Annotated in this window: 21 protein-coding genes and 2 riboswitches; of the genes, 8 read left to right on the top strand and 13 right to left on the bottom strand. The window is 65.6% G+C overall.

Going from position 1 to position 20,834, the window contains the following annotated elements; translation table 11 throughout:
* Window positions 1-54: 54 nt before the first annotated feature.
* The 6 genes from IVB27_RS19195 to IVB27_RS19220 all read left to right on the top strand — a co-directional run bounded on the left by IVB27_RS19195 (window position 55) and on the right by IVB27_RS19220 (window position 6,280).
* Window positions 55-1,449, top strand: coding sequence for an FAD-linked oxidase C-terminal domain-containing protein (locus IVB27_RS19195; protein ID WP_247444886.1), 1,395 nt, complete (start codon window positions 55-57; stop codon window positions 1,447-1,449).
* Window positions 1,446-2,972 (top strand): sugar ABC transporter ATP-binding protein, encoded by a 1,527-nt coding sequence (locus tag IVB27_RS19200; protein ID WP_247444887.1) that lies wholly within the window; start codon window positions 1,446-1,448, stop codon window positions 2,970-2,972. The genes IVB27_RS19195 and IVB27_RS19200 overlap by 4 nt, the downstream gene beginning before the upstream one ends.
* The gene (locus IVB27_RS19205) at window positions 2,965-3,915 is read left to right on the top strand and encodes an ABC transporter permease (RefSeq protein ID WP_247444888.1); all 951 of its coding nucleotides are present in this window, start codon (window positions 2,965-2,967) and stop codon (window positions 3,913-3,915) included. The genes IVB27_RS19200 and IVB27_RS19205 overlap by 8 nt, the downstream gene beginning before the upstream one ends.
* The gene (locus tag IVB27_RS19210) at window positions 3,912-4,889 is read left to right on the top strand and encodes an ABC transporter permease (protein ID WP_247444889.1); all 978 of its coding nucleotides are present in this window, start codon (window positions 3,912-3,914) and stop codon (window positions 4,887-4,889) included. The genes IVB27_RS19205 and IVB27_RS19210 overlap by 4 nt, the downstream gene beginning before the upstream one ends.
* A 41-nt stretch (window positions 4,890-4,930) precedes the next feature.
* Complete coding sequence (locus tag IVB27_RS19215) at window positions 4,931-5,917, top strand: sugar ABC transporter substrate-binding protein (protein WP_247444890.1); 987 nt, start codon at window positions 4,931-4,933, stop codon at window positions 5,915-5,917.
* 75 nt (window positions 5,918-5,992) lie between these two features.
* Window positions 5,993-6,280 (top strand): YciI family protein, encoded by a 288-nt coding sequence (locus IVB27_RS19220; protein WP_247444891.1) that lies wholly within the window; start codon window positions 5,993-5,995, stop codon window positions 6,278-6,280.
* Here the strand turns inward: IVB27_RS19220 and IVB27_RS19225 are convergent.
* The 3 genes from IVB27_RS19225 to IVB27_RS19235 form a co-directional block, all read right to left on the bottom strand.
* The gene (locus IVB27_RS19225; RefSeq protein ID WP_247444892.1) at window positions 6,252-6,539 is read right to left on the bottom strand and encodes a hypothetical protein; all 288 of its coding nucleotides are present in this window, start codon (window positions 6,537-6,539) and stop codon (window positions 6,252-6,254) included. The genes IVB27_RS19220 and IVB27_RS19225 overlap by 29 nt on opposite strands.
* A gap of 118 nt (window positions 6,540-6,657) precedes the next feature.
* Window positions 6,658-8,127: a PepSY domain-containing protein gene (locus IVB27_RS19230; protein ID WP_247444893.1), complete on the bottom strand. Its 1,470-nt coding sequence runs from the start codon at window positions 8,125-8,127 to the stop codon at window positions 6,658-6,660.
* Between the two features lie 11 nt (window positions 8,128-8,138).
* Complete coding sequence (locus IVB27_RS19235) at window positions 8,139-10,484, bottom strand: TonB-dependent receptor (protein ID WP_247444894.1); 2,346 nt, start codon at window positions 10,482-10,484, stop codon at window positions 8,139-8,141.
* A gap of 113 nt (window positions 10,485-10,597) precedes the next feature.
* Window positions 10,598-10,799, bottom strand: a riboswitch (cobalamin riboswitch).
* 70 nt (window positions 10,800-10,869) lie between these two features.
* Here IVB27_RS19235 and IVB27_RS19240 point away from each other — a divergent pair.
* Entirely contained in the window at window positions 10,870-11,442 is a 573-nt protein-coding gene (locus IVB27_RS19240) for a histidine phosphatase family protein (RefSeq protein ID WP_247444895.1), read from the top strand.
* Here the strand turns inward: IVB27_RS19240 and cobT are convergent, their stop codons facing one another.
* From cobT to cbiT, 8 genes are all read right to left on the bottom strand, one after another.
* Window positions 11,443-12,495: a nicotinate-nucleotide--dimethylbenzimidazole phosphoribosyltransferase gene (gene cobT, locus IVB27_RS19245; protein ID WP_247444896.1), complete on the bottom strand. Its 1,053-nt coding sequence runs from the start codon at window positions 12,493-12,495 to the stop codon at window positions 11,443-11,445.
* A 15-nt stretch (window positions 12,496-12,510) separates the two neighbouring features.
* On the bottom strand, window positions 12,511-13,260 hold the full coding sequence (cobF, locus tag IVB27_RS19250) for a precorrin-6A synthase (deacetylating) (RefSeq protein ID WP_247444897.1): 750 nt from the start codon (window positions 13,258-13,260) through the stop codon (window positions 12,511-12,513).
* Between the two features lie 46 nt (window positions 13,261-13,306).
* Entirely contained in the window at window positions 13,307-13,984 is a 678-nt protein-coding gene (locus tag IVB27_RS19255; protein WP_247350185.1) for an energy-coupling factor ABC transporter permease, read from the bottom strand.
* A gap of 37 nt (window positions 13,985-14,021) precedes the next feature.
* A riboswitch (cobalamin riboswitch) is annotated at window positions 14,022-14,241 on the bottom strand.
* A gap of 45 nt (window positions 14,242-14,286) precedes the next feature.
* Window positions 14,287-15,018: a uroporphyrinogen-III C-methyltransferase gene (cobA, locus tag IVB27_RS19260; RefSeq protein ID WP_247444898.1), complete on the bottom strand. Its 732-nt coding sequence runs from the start codon at window positions 15,016-15,018 to the stop codon at window positions 14,287-14,289.
* Window positions 15,015-16,325, bottom strand: a complete 1,311-nt coding sequence (locus IVB27_RS19265) for a cobyrinic acid a,c-diamide synthase CobB (protein WP_247444899.1) — start codon at window positions 16,323-16,325, stop codon at window positions 15,015-15,017. Before IVB27_RS19265 ends, cobA begins: the two co-directional genes overlap by 4 nt.
* Complete coding sequence (cobM, locus tag IVB27_RS19270; RefSeq protein WP_247444900.1) at window positions 16,325-17,107, bottom strand: precorrin-4 C(11)-methyltransferase; 783 nt, start codon at window positions 17,105-17,107, stop codon at window positions 16,325-16,327. Before cobM ends, IVB27_RS19265 begins: the two co-directional genes overlap by 1 nt.
* The gene (locus IVB27_RS19275) at window positions 17,104-17,472 is read right to left on the bottom strand and encodes a cobalamin biosynthesis protein (protein WP_247444901.1); all 369 of its coding nucleotides are present in this window, start codon (window positions 17,470-17,472) and stop codon (window positions 17,104-17,106) included. Before IVB27_RS19275 ends, cobM begins: the two co-directional genes overlap by 4 nt.
* The gene (cbiT, locus tag IVB27_RS19280) at window positions 17,469-18,650 is read right to left on the bottom strand and encodes a precorrin-6Y C5,15-methyltransferase (decarboxylating) subunit CbiT (protein WP_247444902.1); all 1,182 of its coding nucleotides are present in this window, start codon (window positions 18,648-18,650) and stop codon (window positions 17,469-17,471) included. Before cbiT ends, IVB27_RS19275 begins: the two co-directional genes overlap by 4 nt.
* On the opposite strand from cbiT, the gene IVB27_RS19285 reads away from it, so the two are divergent.
* Entirely contained in the window at window positions 18,649-19,395 is a 747-nt protein-coding gene (locus IVB27_RS19285; RefSeq protein WP_247444903.1) for a cobalt-precorrin-6A reductase, read from the top strand. The two genes, cbiT and IVB27_RS19285, sit on opposite strands and share 2 nt — an antisense overlap.
* On the opposite strand, the gene cobJ is transcribed toward IVB27_RS19285, so the two are convergent.
* Entirely contained in the window at window positions 19,371-20,105 is a 735-nt protein-coding gene (gene cobJ / locus IVB27_RS19290) for a precorrin-3B C(17)-methyltransferase (protein ID WP_247444904.1), read from the bottom strand. The genes IVB27_RS19285 and cobJ overlap by 25 nt on opposite strands.
* Window positions 20,102-20,833, bottom strand: a complete 732-nt coding sequence (locus tag IVB27_RS19295) for a precorrin-2 C(20)-methyltransferase (protein ID WP_247444905.1) — start codon at window positions 20,831-20,833, stop codon at window positions 20,102-20,104. The genes cobJ and IVB27_RS19295 overlap by 4 nt, the downstream gene beginning before the upstream one ends.
* Window position 20,834 lies beyond the last annotated feature (1 nt).

Here is a 20,834-nt window from a genome sequence, read left to right on the forward strand (position 1 = left end):
GAACGACGGCGGACCAGACAAGCGTCCGGCAACAGGCGCAGACAGGGAGCAAGGATGGGACCGCGGGTCAGCACGAGCATATTGGCCGATCGCCTCACGGGCATGATCGGCCTGCGCGCGAGCGTCGCGCGTGGCGTGCTCGATCAGCATGGGCAGAGCGCGTCGCATTATCGCAACCTGCCGCCCGACATCGTCGTCTTCCCTGAAACCACGCAGGAAGTCGCCGAAATCGTCAAGCTGTGCGCCGGTGGGAATATGCCCATCGTGCCGTTCGGCGCCGGGACCTCGCTCGAAGGCAATGCGGCCGCGGTCGCGGGCGGCGTCTGCTTCGACTTCGCGCGCATGAACAAGGTGCTGACGGTGCACGAGAGCGACATGGATGTCGTGGTGCAGCCGGGAATCACCCGGAAGCAGCTCAATGCGGAAATGCGCGGCACCGGACTTTTCTTTCCGATCGATCCCGGCGCCGACGCCTCGATCGGCGGCATGACGTCCACGCGCGCCTCCGGCACCATGGCGGTGCGCTACGGCACCATGAAGGACAACGTCATGGCGCTGGAGGTGGTGCTCGCCGACGGCCGCGTGATCCGGACCGCCAGGCGCGCGCGCAAGTCGGCCGCCGGCTATGATCTGACGCGGATGTTCGTCGGCGCCGAGGGCACGCTCGGAATCATCACCGAGATCACGCTGAAGGTGCATCCGGTGCCGCAGGCGATCTCGGCCGCGGTGTGCAGCTTCGACACCCTGCACAATGCCGTCGACACCGCAATCTCCGTGATCCAGTCGGCGATCCCCGTGGCGCGCATCGAGCTGCTCGACGACGTCATGATGCGCGGTATCAACGCCTACGCAAAACTCGGCTATCGCGAAGCCCCGACCCTGTTCTTCGAATTCCACGGCTCCGAGACGTCCGTCGCCGAGCAGGCTGAGGCCGCGCAGGCCATTGCCTCCGACCATGGCGGCCATGGTTTTGCCTGGGCGAAAGCGCCGGAGGATCGCAGCCGGCTCTGGCACGCCCGCGACAACACGCTCTATGCGGGCCTCGGCTTACGCCCCGGCGCGCGTGCTGTGATCACGGATGTCTGCGTGCCGATCTCGCGGCTGGCGGAATGCCTGATCGAGACCCGGCGCGACGCGGACGAGCACGGTTTTACGGCGCCCATCGTCGGCCACGTCGGCGACGGCAATTTCCACATGCTGATCCTGATCGACCCGGCAAAGCCGGAGGAAGTCGAAGGCGCCAAAGCGCTGCAGGCCCGCATGGTCGCCCGCGCCATCGCCATGGACGGCACCTGCACCGGCGAACACGGCATCGGGCTCGGCAAGATCGACTATCTCGCTGACGAACTCGGCGAGGCCGTCGATGTGATGCGGTCGATCAAGCAGGCACTCGACCCCAACGGCCTGATGAATCCCGGAAAGATCTTCGCAAGCGGAGCGCGCGCATGAGCACCGCCGCATTGGCCATTGAACCTGCCTCACCTGCCCCGCTGCTGGAGCTGCGCGGCATCAGCAAGGAATTCCCCGGCGTCAAGGCACTCGACGACGTGTCCTTTGCCGTCTTCCCCGGGGAAGTCCATATGTTGCTTGGCGAAAACGGCGCCGGCAAGTCGAGCCTGATGAAGGTGCTGTGCGGCGCCTACCGCGCCGATGCCGGCGAGTTCTACTACAAGGGCGAGCCGGTCGCGATCGACTCGACCGCGGATGCGCAGAAGCTCGGCATTGCCGTGATCTTTCAGGAATTCTCGCTCGTCCCTCATCTCGATATCGCCCAGAATATCTTCCTCGGCCGCGAGCCGCGGGGGCGCATCCCCGGCACGATCGATCGCAGCAAGATCCTCGCCGACGCCAGGCGTGTGCTTGGCATGATCGGGTTCGAGATCGATCCCTCCACCATTGTCGACAAGTTAGGGGTGGCGCAGCAGCAGATGGTCGAGATCGCGAAAGCGATCAGCCAGAACGCGCGCATCCTCGTGATGGACGAGCCGACCGCGGCGCTGTCAGACCGCGAGACCGAGCTGCTGTTCGCACTGATCGCGCGGCTGAAGGCCGACGGCGTCTCCATCGTCTACATCTCGCACCGCATGGCCGAGGTGTTCGCGCTCGGCGACCGCATCACGGTGCTGCGCGACGGCCGCCGCATCGACGGCGTTCGCCCTGCCGACGTCACGCCGGACCAGCTCGTCCGCATGATGGTCGGTCGCAACGTGGACATGACCTATCCGCGTAATTTTTCCGACAAGCCCGGCGAGCTGCTGCTCGAGGTCAAGGGGCTGAGCGCCTCCACCGGAATCTCGGACATCAATATCGAGGTGCGCCGGGGCGAGATCGTCGGCCTGTGCGGCCTGGTCGGCTCGGGCCGCAGCGAGGTCGCGCGCGCCATCTTCGGCGCCGATCCCGTGAGCTCAGGCGAGATCTTCTTCGACGGCAAGGCTTTGTCCGGCGAACCCGATCTTGCCGCCCGCCGCGGCATCGCGCTGATCCCGGAGAGCCGCAAGAGCGAGGGCCTGGCGCTGCTGCGATCGGTCAGTGACAATCTGGTGGTATCGGCGCTGCGAAAGCTGTTCCCGAGCGGCCTGTTCGATCAGCGTGGCGCGCAGCGCACTTCCGACGACTTGATCCGGCAGCTGCGCATCGCGACGCCAAGCGCACGCCAGACCGTCGGCCTTCTTTCCGGCGGCAACCAGCAGAAGGTCGTGATCGGCAAATGGCTGGCTGCGGGATCAAAGCTCTTCATCTTCGACGAGCCGACCCGGGGCATCGACATCGGTGCCAAGTCTGAAATCTTCGCCCTGATCGATCGCCTTGTCGCGGAAGGCGCGGCGGCGCTGATGATCTCGTCCGAGCAGGTCGAGATCTGCCATGTCTGCGACCGCGCCTATGTGATGCGCGAGGGGCGCATCGCCGGGCACCTGACGCGCAGCGAGCTCACCGAGGAGAACATCGTGCGACTGGGGATGCATCATGCGTGAGGCCGCGGTCGTTTCACAGTCCAATCCACTGCAACGGATTCCCGGCGTCGCCATCGTGCTGGTGCTGCTGATCGTGGTGTTCGGCGCGATCGCGCCCGGCTTCCTGTCCGTCGCCAACCTCTCCAACGTGCTGGTGCAGTCGACCATCCTGACCATGCTCGCGCTGCCGATGACGCTGATCATCATGACCGAGGGGCTTGACCTGTCGATGGGCGCGGTGCTGACGCTGACCTCGCTCTGCGTCGCCATCGTTTCGCTCGCGACCCACTCGATGCTGCTGGGCCTCGGCGCCGGCCTGCTGGTCGGCGCGGCCTTTGGCACGATCAATGGCTGGCTGGTCGCCATCCTCGGCATCCCGCCCTTCGTCGCGACGCTCGGCACGCTCGGCATGGCGCAAGGCCTGTCGCTGATCGTCAGTGACGGCCAGAGCGTGGTCGGGATTCCCCACAGCGTGCGCGACATCTATTCGGCGACGCTGCTGGGCATTCCCGTGCCGATCGTGATGGCGCTGGTGACCTATGCGGCGTTCCACGGCCTGCTCTATCACACCCGCTTCGGCACCTACATTTTCGCACTCGGCGGCAACCGGGAGGCGCTGCGCTATGCCGGCCTCTCGCCGAACCGGCTGCTGATCGCGGTCTACGCGATCGGTGGCGCCATGGCCGGCATCGCCGGCCTGCTGATGACAGCGCGGATGAACTCGGGTCACCCTACCGCGGGCCTCGGTCTCGAATTCGATGCGATCGCCGCCGTTGCGGTCGGCGGCACCTCGTTCGAGCGCGGCAATGGCTGGCTTCTCGGCACCGTGCTCGGTGTCGTCTCGGTTGGTGTCTTACGCAACGGGCTTAACCTGATCTCGATGCCGTCCTCGGTGCAGGTCGCAAGCGTCGGCGTCCTCGTCATCGTCGCGCTGTTTCTGGATGGCCTGCGGAGCCGCGCATGACCGACATCAGCAAAGACGCCATCGCGCCGCCGCGCTCGTTCCTGTCGCAGGACGCGATCCAGGTATTCTATCGCCTGCTCGCGGCACTGCTGATCTGCGCGGTGCTGGCGGTGCTTAGCGATTCCTTCCTGAGCCTCGGCAACATCCTCAACGTGCTCAGGCAGGCGAGCCTGACCTTCTTCATCGCTTCGGGTTTGACGCTGGTGGTGCTGACTGCCGGTCTCGATCTCTCCGTCGGCGCCAATGTCGCGCTGTCGGCCTGCATCGCCGGCACCGTGATCCACAAGACCGGCTCGCCCGCGCTCGGCATCCTCACCGGGCTTGCCTGCGGCGGCATCGTTGGGCTCCTCAACGGAATCATGGTCACGGCGCTGCGCATCCCCTCCTTCATCGCCACCTACGGCATGCTCTGGGTGCTGAACGGTCTCACCTATTGGTACATGGCGGGCGAGACCCTGCACGGCTTCCCGGCGGGCTTCCGCCAGATCGGCAGCGGCTATCTGTTCGGCCTGCCGATCCCGGTCTACCTGCTGCTGGTGTTCCTCGGGATCGGAACGCTGTTTGCGCAGCGAACGATCTGGGGTCAGGAGATCTATGCGATCGGCGCCAATCCGGTCGCGGCACGGCTCTCCGGCATTCCGGTCGCGCGCCGCCTGCTGCTGGTCTACGCGGTATCGGGCACCATGGCGGGGCTCGCCTCGATCATCTTCCTGTCGCGGCTTAATTCGGCCGAAGCCGACATCGGCGAAAGCCTGACGCTGCCCGCGATCGCGGCCGTGCTGATCGGCGGCACCTCGCTGTTCGGCGGCGTCGGCACTGTCTTCGGCACCTTTATCGGCGCGCTGATACTGACGCTGGTGCTGAACGGCATGAACCTGTTGTCGGTCAGCGCAAACTGGCAGCCGCTCGTCACCGGCATCATCGTCATTCTCGCGGTCTGGCTCGACATGAAGACCCGCCGCCGCGCGCAATGAGTTCTGGAGTTCCAACAAGCAAAATGAGGGATGGAGGAAACATGAATAAGAAATTGGGTTACCCGTCGTGTTATTTGGCGCTGCTGCTGCTGATGGCGGCCGCACTCACCACCGAAGTTCGTGCCGACGGCGAGACCATCGCCGTCTTCACCAAGAACCAGACCAACCCGTTCTTCCAGACGGTGCGGGTCGGCGCCGATAACATGGCGAAGACGCTGAACGCGAAGACGCTGCAGTACATTCCGACCAAGCCTGACTCTATCCCAGAACAGCTCAGCCAGATCGAAGACGTCGTGGTGAAGAAGCCGAGCGCCATCGTCTTCACGCCGGTCGACTACAAGGCGATGGTGCCGGGGGTTGAGAAGATCAACGAAGCCAAGATCCCCGTTATCAACATCACCGACCGCTCCGCCGGCGGCAAGTTCCTCTCCTTCGTCGGCGCCGACGATTACAGCCTCGGCCTCGAGACCGCGCGCTTCCTGCTCAAGACGTTGGGCGGCAAGGGCAACATCGTCATCATCGAGGGCGTCAAGGGCTCGCTGACCAATGTCGACCGCGTCCGCGGTTTCAACGACGCGCTGAAGGAAAACGCCGGCGCAAAACTGCTGGCCTCGCAGCCCGGCAACTATCAGCGGCTCCAGGCGCTCCAGGTGATGGAGAATTTGATGCAGTCGAACGCGCAGATCGACGGCGTGCTCGCCGCCAACGACGCCATGGCGGTCGGCGCGATCGAGGCGCTCGACGGCGCCAACCGCAAGGCGCAGGTGATCGGCATCAATGGCACCAAGGAAGCGATCGACGCGATCAAGTCCGGCAAATTGCTCGCGAGCGGCGACTACAATGGATTTTTCCAAGGCTGCCTCGGCACCATGATGGCGATCCGATCCCTGCGCAACCAGCCCGTCATCGCCGAAATCGTGCTGAAGCCGACCGTCATCACCAAGGACAATTACCAGCCGTTCGACGTGCCGCTGGAGCAGCGCAACTGCCCGACTTTCGAAGAAGCCGGCAAGCTCGGCGGCAAGTAAGCGTATCCATCAAGACAAACATGGACGGCCGCCGTCGCGGCCGTCCCAAGAATCCGAGCAGGAAACGGAGACATCATGCTGTTCGCCATTCACGCCATCGACCGCACTGGCGCGCTGCCGACGCGGCTCGCCAATTACGACGCCCATAGATCGTTCCTGAGCGACACCTCGCGCTTCGGCGTCAAGATCGTGATGTCAGGGCCGCTCGTCTCCGACGACGGCGAGAGGATGATCGGCAGCCTGTTCCTGATCGAGGCGCCCGGCCGCAGCGAAGTCGAAGCCTTCAACCGAGCCGATCCGTTTGCGGCGGCCGGCATCTGGGAAAAGGTCACGATCACCGGATTCCTGCGCCGCCAGGGCTGAGGGCGGGCAAAACCAAAAACGCGAAACCAACCCCATGCACAGTAGAACGAGGTTGTTTTTGCTTGCCAAGCCCACCGGCCGGCTCGTGGCGGACATGGATCCGGAACGAAATTTTGGAGCAAAACTGCTGTGATGGTGGATCGTCGTCGACCTTGAGCCGGTCATAGGTCATGAAAATCTTGATTGATCCATGCCCCTGCTTCACCAGCGCCGGAATGTGCTCCTCGACCGTTTCCTTGATGGCATCGGCGATGATCATATGAAATGAGTAGATGGCGACGTCGGCTTCAAAAGACGTCGGTCAGCTGCGTCACAGGGGTCTCCGTCACTTGATGGCCCCATGTTTCGAGAATTCGGCCGGACGCGCAAGTCCCCGGCTATGCGTTTCGGCCGCTGCGGCCCGGCCCAATAGCTCGGACTGACAATGAGAACCGCAACCGGCGCCAGCCGATGACGATCCCGGTGACCGAGAACACCAGTCCCAACATACATAGTCCGACAATCAGAACATCGCGTAGACGTGGATGCGCCATCAGGGCGGGAAAATCCAGCGTGTGCAGCGCGCCGTAGAACCAGCGATAAGCCCGCCGCGACGAATCCAGCCTTTGCAGCAAATTGCCGTCGGCGCCGTCGATGTCGAACCAGAGATCACCGCAGCGCAAGCGGTAGACCGGGGCACCCGGGACGGTGGACTGCACGGGATAGTCGTCGCTGTCGGCAAGTACGGACGGTGCGCCGCAGCCGGCCGCGAGGCGCGCGGTCAGCCCCTGGAGCTCGTGCGCATCCAGAAATCCCGTTGATCTATCGCGGGGCGCATCGCCTGCCTCGATCAAGGTCTGGCCGGCAAAGCCCATCCGATCCCGCCGATAGAGATTGCCGTTGAAGGCAAACCATTCGATTTCACGGGCCGACAGCGATATTGGCTGCGGATCGAGCGATGCGGCCGCCGTCCAATTCGGTGAAGCGTTCATCACGCCGGCTTCTGCCGAGGTCAGTTGCCCGCGCGAGAACAGCCGCCCGTGATCCATGGAGAGCCAGCCACTGAAAATCCATGTCAGCACGAAGACCGTCGCCGCGAGTCCGATGAGATGATGCAGGGCATGCCAGCCACGATAGGGTGAGCCGATCAGACCTCCGCGAAACTTGATCCGCGTAAGGCCGAGCACAGCGCCAAGCAAAGCTGCGATCAGGGCCAGCAACGACAAGGTCCAGACCACGCGATCCCACAGCCACCAGTTGCTTCGCAGGATCGTTGGATAGATCCAGTGCAGCACGCTGCCGACGAGATTCCAGCCGCGCTCGCTGCGCGTCGTATCCAAAACGATCTCGCCGGTGAGCGAGGAGACGTAGACCTCCGTTGCGGCGGCGTCGCCGAGAGCAATGCGAAACAACGGCCGATGGCGGTCAAAGCCGTTCGGTACGCTCCATTGGTCATAGTCCGCGCGCGCGACAATCGCGGCCCGCGCGGCATCGAGTCCACGGCTGCGAGCGTGATCTCGCGCGATAGCCAGTGCAATGTCGGAAGACGCGACCGACGCGTCGTCCCCATCGGAGGCGCGGACTGCGCCTGCACGCGATGGCGCCGAGACGATATAGACAGGTCCGTCGCTGCGCTGGATCAGGCGAACGCGCGTCGCATCCCCAATTCCGCTCGCGGTCACCGCATCGGCAACCGCGATCCTCGCCTCTGCGCGATCCACCGGCGCCAGTCCGGCAAAGCGTTCCGCCTCCGTCAGAGACGGAAACGGAACGAAGTGCATCACGATTCCCGTCGCGAACCACATCGCAAACAGCAGGCAGAACGCGATCCCGAGCCAGCGATGCAGCAGAACGATCGCGCTCATCATCGATCAGCATCCTACCATTTGAACGCAGCCGAGATCTCATAGGTGCGCGGCGCACCCAAGAGGATCTGGTCGGGATAGAACGGATCGCCCCAGATCGCATAACGCTTGTCGGCGATGTTGCGCACGCGGAAGGTCAGGCGGGCCTGGTCGACCGCATCGAACACCGTTTTGGGAATGTCGACGAAGGCGTAGACGTCCGCGACGGTGTAGGCCTTCATTGTCACGACGTTGGCATCGGTGTTGTAGCGGTCGCCGACATGGCGGCCGGTGATGCCGAGCTCCACCGGCCAGGGCGTGAAGAGGCGCCAGGAGGCACCGGCGTTCGCGACGATGCGCGGCACATTCGGCGGCGTATTGCCGGAGAACGAGCCGCCGACAAAATTGTAATCGGCATAGCGCGCATCGACATAGGCGATGTTGCCCCAGAGACGCAGAGGCTCGATCGGCCGCACGGATGCCGCCAGCTCCACACCCTTCGACTCCTGCCGCCCGGCGAGGTTGAGCTGCATGCCGCCGGCCGCGGCATAGACGTTCTTGCGCAGGATGTCATAGGCCGAGAACGACCACTCTGCCCGGTTGTCCCAGAACAGGTGCTTGACGCCGGTCTCATAGGTGCGCGCAGTGGTCAGGTTGAGCGGATCGGTCGGACTGAGCAGGAAGATGTTGTTGGCTGCGATGTCGGCGCCGGTGGCGTACTGGCTGAAGAAGGTCAGACCCGGAACGGCTTCCCACGTGTAACCGATACGCCCCGTTGTCGGGACCCAGGATTTCGAGAACGGGAAGTTCGCGTTCTCCAGCCCGGTCTTGTCGGTCGAGTTGCGGTCGAGCCCGATATGCTCGACGCGGAGGCCGCCGACCAGCGCGAAGCTGCGCGTCAACTTCAGCCGGTCCTCGAACGACAGTGCCTCGTTGTCGATGCGGGCGGTCTGCTGCTTGGTCGTGAGCAGGCCGTAATAGCCGCGGTCGGGATTGACCAGGGAGACATCGTCGTTCGGGAAGTTTGCCGCGCCCGGCCTGACGAAGTCGAGATAACTCGACGAAAGCGTCGTGACCAAGCGGTTGTCGAAGCCGGCGATGTTGGCATCCCAGATCAAGTCGGTGATGTTGCCGGCAAGGCGCTGGCTGTGCGCGACATAGAAGCGCTCGCGATACACCCTGTTCGTCGTGGAGTCGAACGCCTCAACTTCATTGTTGAACCAGGTGCGTTCTGCACCATAACCATAGGCCTGGCTTTTCAGCGTCAGGTCAGGCGCAAGCCTCAGCTCGAAGCCACCGCGCAGCCACACCTCCTGCGCCACGTTTCGATTGTCGAGGACGTTGTAGTTGGTGTTGAAAGTGCGGTCGTCGATGGTGACAGCCCCAAGATCAGTCCTGTTGAAGTAATTGCCCGAAACGATCCCCGTCGTCGCATGCGAGCCGCTGAAGGCGATCGGCACCAGCGGTGCACCCCAATAGGCTTTCGAACGGTCTTCCCGATACTCGATCGCGCCCCAGATCTTGAGACTGTCCGAAATGCGGTAGTTGAGCTGGCCGGAGACGTCGAGCGTCTTGGTGTTGGTGTCGTCGGCAAAGCCGTTGAGCGAAGCACGGCTGACATCGAAGCGATAGTCGAGTCCCGCTACGTTGGTGCTGCCGCCCGAACCGTAATGCGCGCCGAACGAGTTCAGCGAGTCCCAGGAGAAATCGGCTTCGTTCCGGATTGGTCCGGTGTGCGGCTGCTTGGTGACGGTGTTGATCGCGCCACCGGCGGCACCTTCGCCCGAGATCAGCGAGGCCGGGCCTTTCAGGAATTCCACTGCTTCGAGATTGGCCGTGTCCATGATCCGCGAGGTCATGTTCTGCGGGCCGATCTTGATGCCGTTGTAGAGCATGTTGATCTGGCTGTTGGTGAAGCCGCGCATCGAGAACGCCGCAGGCTCGGCGGGGTTATCCCCTGAGGTGACGCCGACGGCGCCCTGCGCAACCTCGGAAACAGTGCGATAGCCCTGCTCGCGCATAGTTTTCGCTGAAATCACCTCGACGGTGGCGGGGATCTCCCGCACGGTTAGACCGAGACGCGAGGCGCTCTCGGGGACTGCATTGGTGTTGAGCGGCGTTTGCGCCGCTGCGGTCGGCACGACAGGCTTGGGCACTGCGGATGCAGTCGCCGGCCGGCGCGCTGCTGCGCGGCGTGGGCTCTGCGCTTCCCGGGCGGCCGGCCTGGCCAGCTTCCGGGGATGAGCGGGCGATATCTCGACGGGCGGCAGAGGTTCGCGAACCTGCTGCGCCATCGCAGCGGGCAGATCAAGGACGGCAAGGGACGTGAGCGCAGCGGACGCAAGGAATTTGCGCAGCCGGGTGGCATGGACGGAAAACATGGTTCAGACCTCGGTATGACGTCAGTGGCACGTCACAGCGAACGAGGTCTCACCGTGGCTTGTCAGCCTTCCGATGAAGCCGAATGTCTGTACTCCCCGACCGACATCTTCGCGTGTGACCACGGCTGACGGCAGGTCTCCTGGCTCGCGGGTCACTACCTTGCGTCGCCTTCCCGGGACCGAGATACCCAGTGGCTCGTGACGCAAGATTCGCCGCTTACAGTTGCGGGGGCAGCCACGGCATTGGGGACAAAGTCCCCGCACCGCATTCCCTTTTCATCCCCTCTCGGGGAAACCGTCACGAGCATCTAGGATTACGATCCAGACAGAGTCAATGTGCCAGCAGGCGTTATTGCCACAACGACCAACTTCCTTGGAGATAAGCATGGAAGGCGAGACCTTCCTCTGGCTGATACGGCATGCGCCCGTCGACGGGATCGCCGGGACGATCCATGCAGCCGATGCGCCGGCCGATCTCCGCGGTCGCGCGCAGTTGGAGGCGCTGCGGCAGCGTCTGCCGCAGAACGCCACGAGCTTTGCGAGCCCGTCGCGGCGCACGGTCGAGACGGCCCGCGCGCTGGGGCTAGAACCCGAGTTGGAGGGCGAATTCAGCGAGCAGGATTTCGGTGCCTGGACCGGCCGTCGGCATGACGATCTCGCAGCGACCGGAGGAGGCGCCTATGCGCAGTTCTGGAACGATCCAGGGCGCGGACGGCCGCCAGGCGGCGAAAGCTTTGAGGATCAGGTCACGCGCGTCCGGCTGGGGCTCTCGCGGATCGGAGCCGGATCGGCCACGCTCGTCGTGCATTCCGGCACCATCCGCGCGGCGCTGTGCATCGCGCTGGATCTGACGCCTCAAGCGGCCCTGCGCTTCGTCATCGATCCGCTGTCGCTGACCCGGATCGACCGGCTCGCGACCGGCTGGCGCGTCGTCTCCGTCAACCAGCGGATGCTTTGATCAGGCCGGACGATCCGGCACATTGGCCTGCGCAAAGGTCGCCATGCCGTTGTGGAGAGCGCAGGCGGATCGCACCAATGGCAGCGCGATGGCCCCGCCCGATCCTTCGCCGAGCCTGAGATCGAGGCTGATCAGCGGTTGCACGTTCAGCGCGCGCAGCACCAGCCGGTGCCCCTGCTCCGCCGATTGATGCGATGACAACAAGAATGGCTGGCAAGAGGGGTTGAGCCGCGTCGCCGCCAGCGCCGCCACCGACACGATGAAGCCGTCGAGCAGCACAGGGACGCGGCGCTGCGCAGCCGCAATGACGGCGCCGCAGATAGCCGCGATTTCGAGGCCGCCGACGGCGCACAAGATTTTCTCAGGCGAAGCGCCCGCAACGCCATGGTGTGCAATCGCAGCGTCGATCACCCGCGCCTTGTGCGCACGGCCGGCCGCGTCGACGCCGGTACCGCTGCCAGCGATCTCCTCGGCACCCATGCCGAGCAGGCTCGCCGCAATCGCCGCCGATGTCGTGGTATTGCCGATGCCCATCTCGCCGAAGATCAGGAGATCGGGCTTGCTGGCCGCGGCGCGAGCAACTGCGCGCTGGCCGGCTTCGAAGGCAAACGCCAGCTCCGCGGGGGTGAGCGCACCTTCGACGCTGAAATCCCGCGTGCCGCTACGCGGCTTGTCGGTAACGATTCCCGCCATCTCCTGCTGCGCCAGCGTGCCGGCGTCGACGACCTCCAGGTTTGATCCCAGTTCACGCGCAAGCACCGAGATCGCGGCGCCGCCGGAGGCAAAATTCGCCAGCATCGCGATGGTCACTTGTTGCGGATAGGCCGAGACGCCCTGCGCGACAATGCCGTGATCGCCGGCGAAGATGATGATCGGCACCCGCGCCGCGCGCGGCTGCTCAGTTGCTTGCAGGCCCGCAAGCTCGATCGCGAGCTGCTCGAGCCGTCCGAGCGCGCCGGCCGGTTTCGTCAATTGCGCCTGCCGCGCGACCGCCGCCTCGCGATGGACTGCCGAAATATCGGGGCACTGTTGGTAGACCCATTCGGGGAGCATGTTGCCTCGCTTGCCTTACGGCCTGCGCTTGAGGATGTAACTGTCCATGATCCAGCCATGCCGCTCGCGCGCCTCTTGCCGCACGGCGACGATACGCGGGCCGATCTCGGCCAGCACGCCGGACATGATGACCTGATCCGGCATGCCGAGATAGGCGCCCCACCAGATGTGAAGCCCTTCCGGATCGAGCGACTGGAACGCCGTGCCGCCGTCGAGCATCACCACCACGGTATCGACACCTTGCGGCCAGCCGCCATCGCGCAAGCGGCGGCCCGTCGTCACCAGGAATGGCTCGCCGATATCATTGAGCGGTAGCGCATGCGCCGCGCACAGCGCCTGGATCGAGGTGATGCCGGGCACGACCTCGATCTCAGGCAAGGGATTGAGCCGCCGCGCAATGCGCAGCGAAGAATCATAAAGCGATGGATCGCCCCAGATCAGCAGCGCGACCTTGCCGTCAGCTTCGAGATGATCTGCGATGGCCTGCGACCAGGTCTCGGCCACGGCATCGTGCCAATCGTCCACGCCCTTGCGGTAGTCCGCTTCAGCCGCATCGCGCACGGGAAGATCGAACTCGGCGATGCGCGTCGTGTCGCTGGTGAGCACATCCGCGCAGATCGTCCGCCTGAGATCGGCGAGATCGGATTTTGCGGTCCCCTTGCGGGGGATCAGGACGAGATCGGCCGCGTTGATCGCAGCGATCGCGGCGCGCGTCAGCTGCTCGGGATTGCCGGGACCGATGCCTATCAGGGAGAGCGTGAACATCGAGGCTGCGAAGGGCGACCATGACAGCCGCCCATTCGCTTGTCTCTCAGGCCGCGCTATGCAAACGCGGGGTGACGAGGCCGGGCGCGGTGACGCCGCGCAACGACTTTGCCAGCGCCAGCACGCCGAGATCGGCGAGCGGCTCGATCACGATGACCAGCGCGTAGGACGCCGCGAACGTCGCGATGTTGGCGAGGTTGGTCGCGCCGAAGCCGGAGCCATAGAGCGCCCAGAACGCCACCCAGGCGATGACGCCGAACTGATACGTCGTCGAAAGCGCCAGTGCCTGGCGGTACTTCAGATCGACATAGGCGGTGTTGCGCGAAATGATCCGCGTGGCGATCGCCTGGATCGCGAACAGCGGCACCAGGAGCGTGGTGACGTTCATGCCATATTGCGGCAGGTCGGGCGGCTCGAAGAAGATGCCCTGGAACAGCAGGCCGAACGCGAGGCCGAAGGCCGCTGGCGCAGCACCGAACAGCAGGAACAGGGTCGAGCCGAGGATGAAGTGCACTTCGGACACGCCGACCGGGAAGTGCGGCAGGATCTCGAAGAAGACGAACACGAGGCCCGTGGTGGCGAGCGTGCGCGCCGCGAACGACGTGATACCCTGCTCGCGCACGGTCTCGACCGCGAGCTTCAACGCAACGCCGCCGACGGCGATGCCGGTTGCGTAGCTCAACACGAGCTTGGCGTCCGAGACTAGTCCGGGTTCGATATGCATGGCTCAGATCCTTCTTGCCGTCACACCCGACGGCCTTGGCCTAAAAACGTGCAGGGCCGGTCTCCTGGCTCGCGGTTCACTGGGAGTCTCCGGCCTTCCCGAACCTTGCGGCCCAGTGGCTGATCGAAGTCCCTCACCGCTTACAGTCGCGGGGGCGGCTGGGGTTTTGGGCGCCGCAACTGGGTCCGCCCATCCCCATTCCCGATTATGCTCCGGCGCTTTGCGCCGCGTCGAGCACCATGCGTCTCCTGTGTGCCCCTTTCGCAAGCCGGGCGTCAAGGGGCGAAGGGCGGCCGAGGCCGTCATGACGGATAATCCCCCGCCAGCGCGCCGAACAGGATCACGGCCGCCGTGGAGGCCGCCCCGCCCCGGGCAAGCTGCTCGGCAAGCTCCGAAATGGTGGTGCGGACCAATCGTTCATCGGGACGGCCGAGGGATTCGGCGAACAAGGCCGGCGCGGTTGGGGAGAGCCCATGCTCGATCAATTTTGCGACAAGCGCCGGAAACGTGCGGCGGCCCATATAGACCACGGTCGTCGCCTCCGGATCGGCCAGCGCCGCCCAGTTGAGGTCTGGCGGCAGCTCGCCCGTGACGTCCGCGCCGGTGATGAACTGCACCCGGCGCGAGGTATGGCGCCGGGTCAGGGGAATCCCGGCCTGGGCCGCAGCGACGCAGGCCGTGGTGACGCCCGGAATGATCTCATAGCCGATGCCCGCATCGCGCAGCGTCTCGAGCTCCTCCTCGAGCCGGCCAAAGATACCGGCATCGCCCGACTTCAGGCGAACTACGCGCACACCGGTTGCGGCGTAGTCGACCAGGAGGCGGTTAACGTGGTGCTGCTTGGTCGAGGGCCGCCTTGCCCGCTTTCCCACCGCGACGAGATTGGCGCCGGGACGGGCCAGATCGAGGATCGCGCCCGAAGCAAGATCATCATAGAGCACGACGTCGGCCTCGCGCAGCCGCGCGGCACCCTTGAGCGTGAGGAGCTCGGGATCGCCGGGGCCGGCGGAGACGAAGGAGACAAAACCGCTCACCGGTCCTCCGCGATCAGATGAAAGAACGTGCCGGTGGCTTGTCCCCGCCGCGAGCCGGTCTCGGTGATGACCGCACCTGTCGCGTCGTGCACGACCGCCAGCGGCGTGTCGGGCTGCGCGAGGATCGTCGAATAGTGGAATTCATGGCCACGCAGGCGTGCACCCGCCTGATGACCCGGCATCGGCGCTGTGAGTTCGGCCAAGCGATAGCCCAGATGCATGCGGCGTTTGGCAAAGCTCGTCTCCAGGCCGAGCAAGCCCGTCATCTCGTGGCGGATACCGTCGGCGTCGGTCAAAGCGGTACCCAGCACCATATAGCCTCCGCATTCGCCGTGCACCGGCCGCGTCGCTGCGAAGGCGCGTAATCCGCTGCGGAAGCGCGCATTGGCCGCGATCTTCCCGGCTTGGAGCTCGGGATAACCGCCGGGCAGCCAGCACACATCGGCGCCCGGATCAGGACCTTCGTCAGCCAGCGGCGAGAATGTCGATATCTCCGCACCCGCCGCGCGCCACGCTTCCAGCATATGCGGATAGACGAAGGAGAACGCAGCGTCACGGGCAAGCGCAATGCGCTGGCCGGGCGGCGTCGCGTTCACGCCGCTTGCGGCAGGTTGCGGCGACCAGCTGGCAGCCGATTGCAGCACCGCATCGAGATCGACATGCTCGGCGACGAAGCGGGCGGCCTCGTCGATCAACTTGCCGATCTCCGCTTGCTCCTCGGCCTGCACCAGTCCGAGATGCCGCTTCGGCAGGCTGATCTCGGCATGGCGCGGCAGCGCGCCGAACACGGCAATGCCGGCATCCAGCAGCGCACGCCGCACGAGGGCTTCATGGCGCGGGCTGGCAACGCGATTGAGCACGACGCCTGCAAGGCGCACGCCGGGACGATAGTCGCGAAGGCCTGCGGCGATCGCTGCCGCCGTCTGTGCCTGTCCCGAGGGATCGATCACCAGCAGCACCGGCCAGTCCAGCATCTCTGCAATGTCGGCAGTCGCCCCGGTACCGCAGACGCCCCGCGCGGCGACGCCGTCGAACAGGCCCATCGAGCCTTCGGCCAGCACGACATCGGCGTCGGTGCCGCGGCTGACGAGATGCGAGATCGTCCCGCGATCCATCGCCCAGCTGTCGACATTGACGGAGGCGCGTCCCGTAGCGGCCGCATGAAACGCAGGGTCGATATAGTCAGGCCCGCTCTTGAAGCACTGCACCCGCAATCCGCTATTGCGCCAGGCGCGAGCGAGCGCCAGCGTCAGCGTCGTCTTGCCGACGCCGGAGGCCGGCGCGGAGATGACGAGACCTGCCGCCATCACGACACCTCCGGAAAGCGCGGCTCTGCGCCCACGGGGCGATAGCGGCGGTCGTAATCGGCGGCATAGAGACGGCTCTCGGAAAAATCCGCCGAGCCCAGCGTCTTGCCGACCAGGATAAGCGCGGTGCGCTCCATCTCGCCGCCCACAGCGGCATCGAGCGTTGCCAACGTGGCGCGGACGATGCGCTGGTCGGGCCAGCTCGCACGCCAGACGATCGCGACCGGGCAATCCGCGCCGTAATGCGGCGTCAGCTCGGCGACGATCTTGTCGAGCAAATGGATCGACAAATGGATCGCGAGCACCGCGCCGGTGGCGGCGAACGCGGCGAGCTTCTCACCTTCGGGCATCGCGCTGGCGCGGCCCGGGGTGCGCGTCAAAACCACGGTCTGGGCAAGGCCGGGCAGCGTCAGCTCGGCCTCCAATGCGGCTGCGGCGGCCGAGAAGGAAGGCACGCCCGGCGTCACGGAGTAGGGAATGTCGAGCGCGCGCAGGCGGCGGAGCTGCTCACCCATCGCCGACCAGATCGAGAGGTCGCCCGAATGCAGCCGCGCGATGTCCTTGCCGTCGGCATGCGCGGCGGCGATCTCCGTGACGATTTCGTCGAGCGACAGCGGCGCGGTGTTGACGATGCGCGCGCCGGGCGGGCAATGCGCCAGCACGCCCTCCGGCACCAGCGAGCCGGCATAGAGGCAGACCGGGCACGTGGCGATCAGATCGCGGCCGCGCAGTGTCAGCAAATCGGGAGCGCCCGGTCCGGCGCCGATGAAATGCACCGTCACGTGCCGTCTCCTTCTGCGATGGCCGCGGTCGCGGTGCGATCCTGCGAGACCACCCGCGTTGCGATCAGTCGCGCGCGAGGTCCGGCTGCCGCGAGCGCTGCGGCCTCGGCGACCGATCCCGTCCCGAACTTTTCCGCAACGAGTTCTGACTGTGTCGGCGTGTCGATGCCGGCCAGCATTTCGGCGGCGATCGCCTTGATCGGCACGCCGCATTCGTGCGCGAGCTGCTTGAGGGCTTCTGCCTCGGCTTTGTCACCCACAGTCGCGATAGCCGCGAGGCCTTCGGAACCGCCGGCCGCCAGCAGCGCCTCACGCAGCGAAGCCAGCGTGACATCCTTTTTGAATCCGAGCCCGGCGACCTTCATCGGACCGCGCTCCATTGCACCACGGGCCGCACCGCCTCCCAGGACCGGTAGCGGCCGAGCGGAGTGGCGTGCGCAATCTCGACCCGCATCAATTCGCCGCCGTGGCGCTGGTGCAGCTCACCGAGCAGCGCTTCTGTCTCCAGCGTCACCGCATGCGCAACGAGCCGCGTTCCGGGCACGAGGCGCGACCAGGCGGCGTCGAACATCGCGACGTCGAGACCGCCGCCGATGAAGACGGCATCCGGCACTTCCAGCGCAACCAGAGCTTCGGGCGCTTTTCCCGTGATGACTGTGATCCGATGTGCCAACCCGAACGCCGCAGCATTGTTGCGAATGTTCGCGGCACGATCCTCGCGCGCCTCGACCGCGATCACCGTACCGCCGCACAGCGCCCACTCAACCGAGATCGAGCCCGAACCGGCGCCGATGTCCCACAGCCGTTCACCGGGATGCGGCGCCAGCGCCGAAAGCGCGAGCGCACGGACCGGACGCTTGGTGATCTGGCCGTCATGGACGAAGAGATCGTCTGATAATCCCGAGCTGCGAGGAAGGCCCTGCATGCCCGTCGCCTCAACGGCCACTGCAACCAGGCTCTCGGCAAGATCACCCGCAAAGCCATCGGCGCGATGCTCGTTGATATCTTCGCGCGGCCCGCCGAGCGCGGCGAGCGTCCAAAATGACGAGGCACCCCAACCGCGCGCCGTCAGCCATTTCGCGAGATCGCCGGCCGCCTTGCTGTCGCGTACGAGACAAATAATGCGCGCACCTCGCGCCAGATGCGGCACGAGACGCTCGAATGGCGCGGCGTGGAGACCGAGACAGGCAATTGCTTCGAGGTGCCAGCCCAGCCGCGCGGCGGCTAGCGAAAACGTCGACGGCGCGGAATGCGCGACCCACTCGCCGGCGTCCAGCTTCTCGGCGAGGCCCGCGCCAGCGCCGTACCAGAACGGATCGCCGGAGGCGAGCACCGCCGTCGGGCGGCCGCGGCGGCTCAGCACGACATCTGCATCGAACGGCACGGGCCACGGGCGACCCCGGCTGGTCACACCGGCAAGCGCGAGGTGCCGTTCCCCGCCGAAGACGGTTTCAGCATTGGCAAGCGCCTTTCGGCTTGCTTCGGACAGCCCGGCAAGGCCATCTTCGCCGATACCGATAATGGTCAGCCAGGGATCAGCCATGACGCGCGCCCTCATTCTGGGCGGAACGGCCGACGCAAACCTGCTCGCGGCGGAGATCGCGCGCGCAGGCATTGACGCCGTGTATTCCTATGGCGGCCGCACCCGTGCACCTGCCGATCAGCCGCTGCCGACCCGCATCGGCGGTTTTGGCGGCGCCAGCGGACTTGCTGACTACATTCGCCGTGAAGACATCACGCATGTGATCGATGCGACGCACCCCTTCGCGGCCGAGATGAGCCGCAACGTGATCGAGGCGTGCGCGGAAACCGGAACGCCGCTGATCGCTCTTGAGCGTGCGCCATGGACCAAGATTCCCGGCGACAACTGGATCGAGGTCGCAGACGTCAACGCTGCCGTCGCCGCGCTGCCCGAGGCGGCGGAAAATGTGTTCCTCGCCATCGGCCGCCAGCACATCGCGCCATTCGCGGCCAAGCCGCAGCACGCCTATACGCTGAGATTCGTTGATCCGCCCGAAGCGCCGCTGCCCTTCGCCGCGGACGTCATCGTGTCGCGCGGGCCGTTCACGCTTGAGGGCGAGCTGGAAATGATGCGCGCGCGAGGTATCACCCGGATCGTCGCCCGCAATTCCGGCGGCGACGGCGCGCGCGCCAAGATCGACGCCGCCCGCAGGCTCGGGCTGCCCGTGATCATGATCTCGCGGCCGCACCTGCCGGAACGATTGCGAGTCGAGAGCGTGGCCGAGATCATGCAGTGGCTCGGTCATCGGACCTGCCTCGGTGCATAGACCCAGCGACCGACTCGGCGTGTCTGCGAGTTGCCGACGATCACCAGCGTGCGCATGTCGGCCATTTCAGGCGTCGCCTCGTTCAGCGTGACGGTCTCGATCTTTTCATCGGCGGCGCTGATCGCGCGCGCGAAGATCACGAGACGCCCGCCGCAGCCGGCCTCCTTCAGCACCGCAAGCGCACGGCCAAACCCTTCCGGCCGGCTCGCCGAGCGCGGATTATACATCGCAATCGCAAAGTCGGCTTCCGCGGCGAGCCGCAGGCGCTTCTCCATCACCGCCCACGGCTTGAGATTGTCCGACAGGTTGATCGCACAGAAATCATGGCCAAGCGGCGCGCCGGCGCGCGCGGCAGCCGCCAGCATCGCGGTGATGCCGGGCAGCACACGGATCGGCAGCTCTTGCCATTGCGGCGCCTGTTCGAGCGCCTCGAACACGGCCGAGGCCATCGCGAAGACACCGGGATCGCCGGAGGACACGACGACGACCTGGCCGCCTTCGGCCGCGAGCCGCAAGGCCTCGCTCGCACGCTGCAGCTCTTCGCGATTGTCCGACGGATGCAGCTTGAGACCCGGCCGCGGCGGCACCCGCGCGACATAGGGCGCATAGCCCAGAATGTCGGTCGCGGCGGCAAGCGCGGCGGAGACCTCGGGCGTCACCAGCGCATCACTGCCCGGCCCAAGACCCGCAATGGTCAGGGTTCCCGTCATTCGGCGGCGTCCGGATGCCGGCCCTTGCCGTGCACGAGCACGATCGCGAAATAGGGACAGTCGGCGGCATCGATCTCCGCGAGCCGCACCACGCGCTCTCCCGGCATGGTGCCGCGCTCGACCAACCAGGCATCGTCCAGCCGTCCGGCGGCAGCGAGCGCGCGGCGCACCTTTGCGAGATTGCGCCCGGTCTTCATGATCACAAGTGCATCGGAATCGCGCATGCGGCGTGCAAGCTCGTCCTCGGCGAGCGTGCCCATCAGCACCGTCGTCACGTCGTCGCCGAGCGCGATCGGCTGTCCCACGCCATTCCAGCAACCGACCATGCCGGGAATGCCCGCGATCACCACGATCTCGACGCGGGTTTGCAGGCGCGTGTGCAGATGCATGAAAGAGCCGTAGAAGTAAGGATCGCCCTCGCAGAGCACGACGACATCGACCCCGCGCGCCAGCCGCGCCAGGCGTTCCGCCCATTCGTCGTAGAAACCGGAAAGCAGCTGGACGTATTCAGGCGTGTCGAAGGCGATCTCGATCGTAACAGGATATTCCATGGGATATTCGGTGACGTCGGTAGCCAGCATGCCCTCGACGATGCGGCGCGCCTGGCCGGGCCGGCCCTTCTTGCGGAAATAGGCAACGTGTTTCGCGCCGCGCACCGTGCGGTCGGCGCGCACGCTCATCAGATCGGGATCACCGGGGCCGAGACCGCAGCAAATGATGCGTCCCATC

This window comes from Bradyrhizobium sp. 197, from assembly GCF_023073375.1.
GTDB lineage: Bacteria > Pseudomonadota > Alphaproteobacteria > Rhizobiales > Xanthobacteraceae > Bradyrhizobium.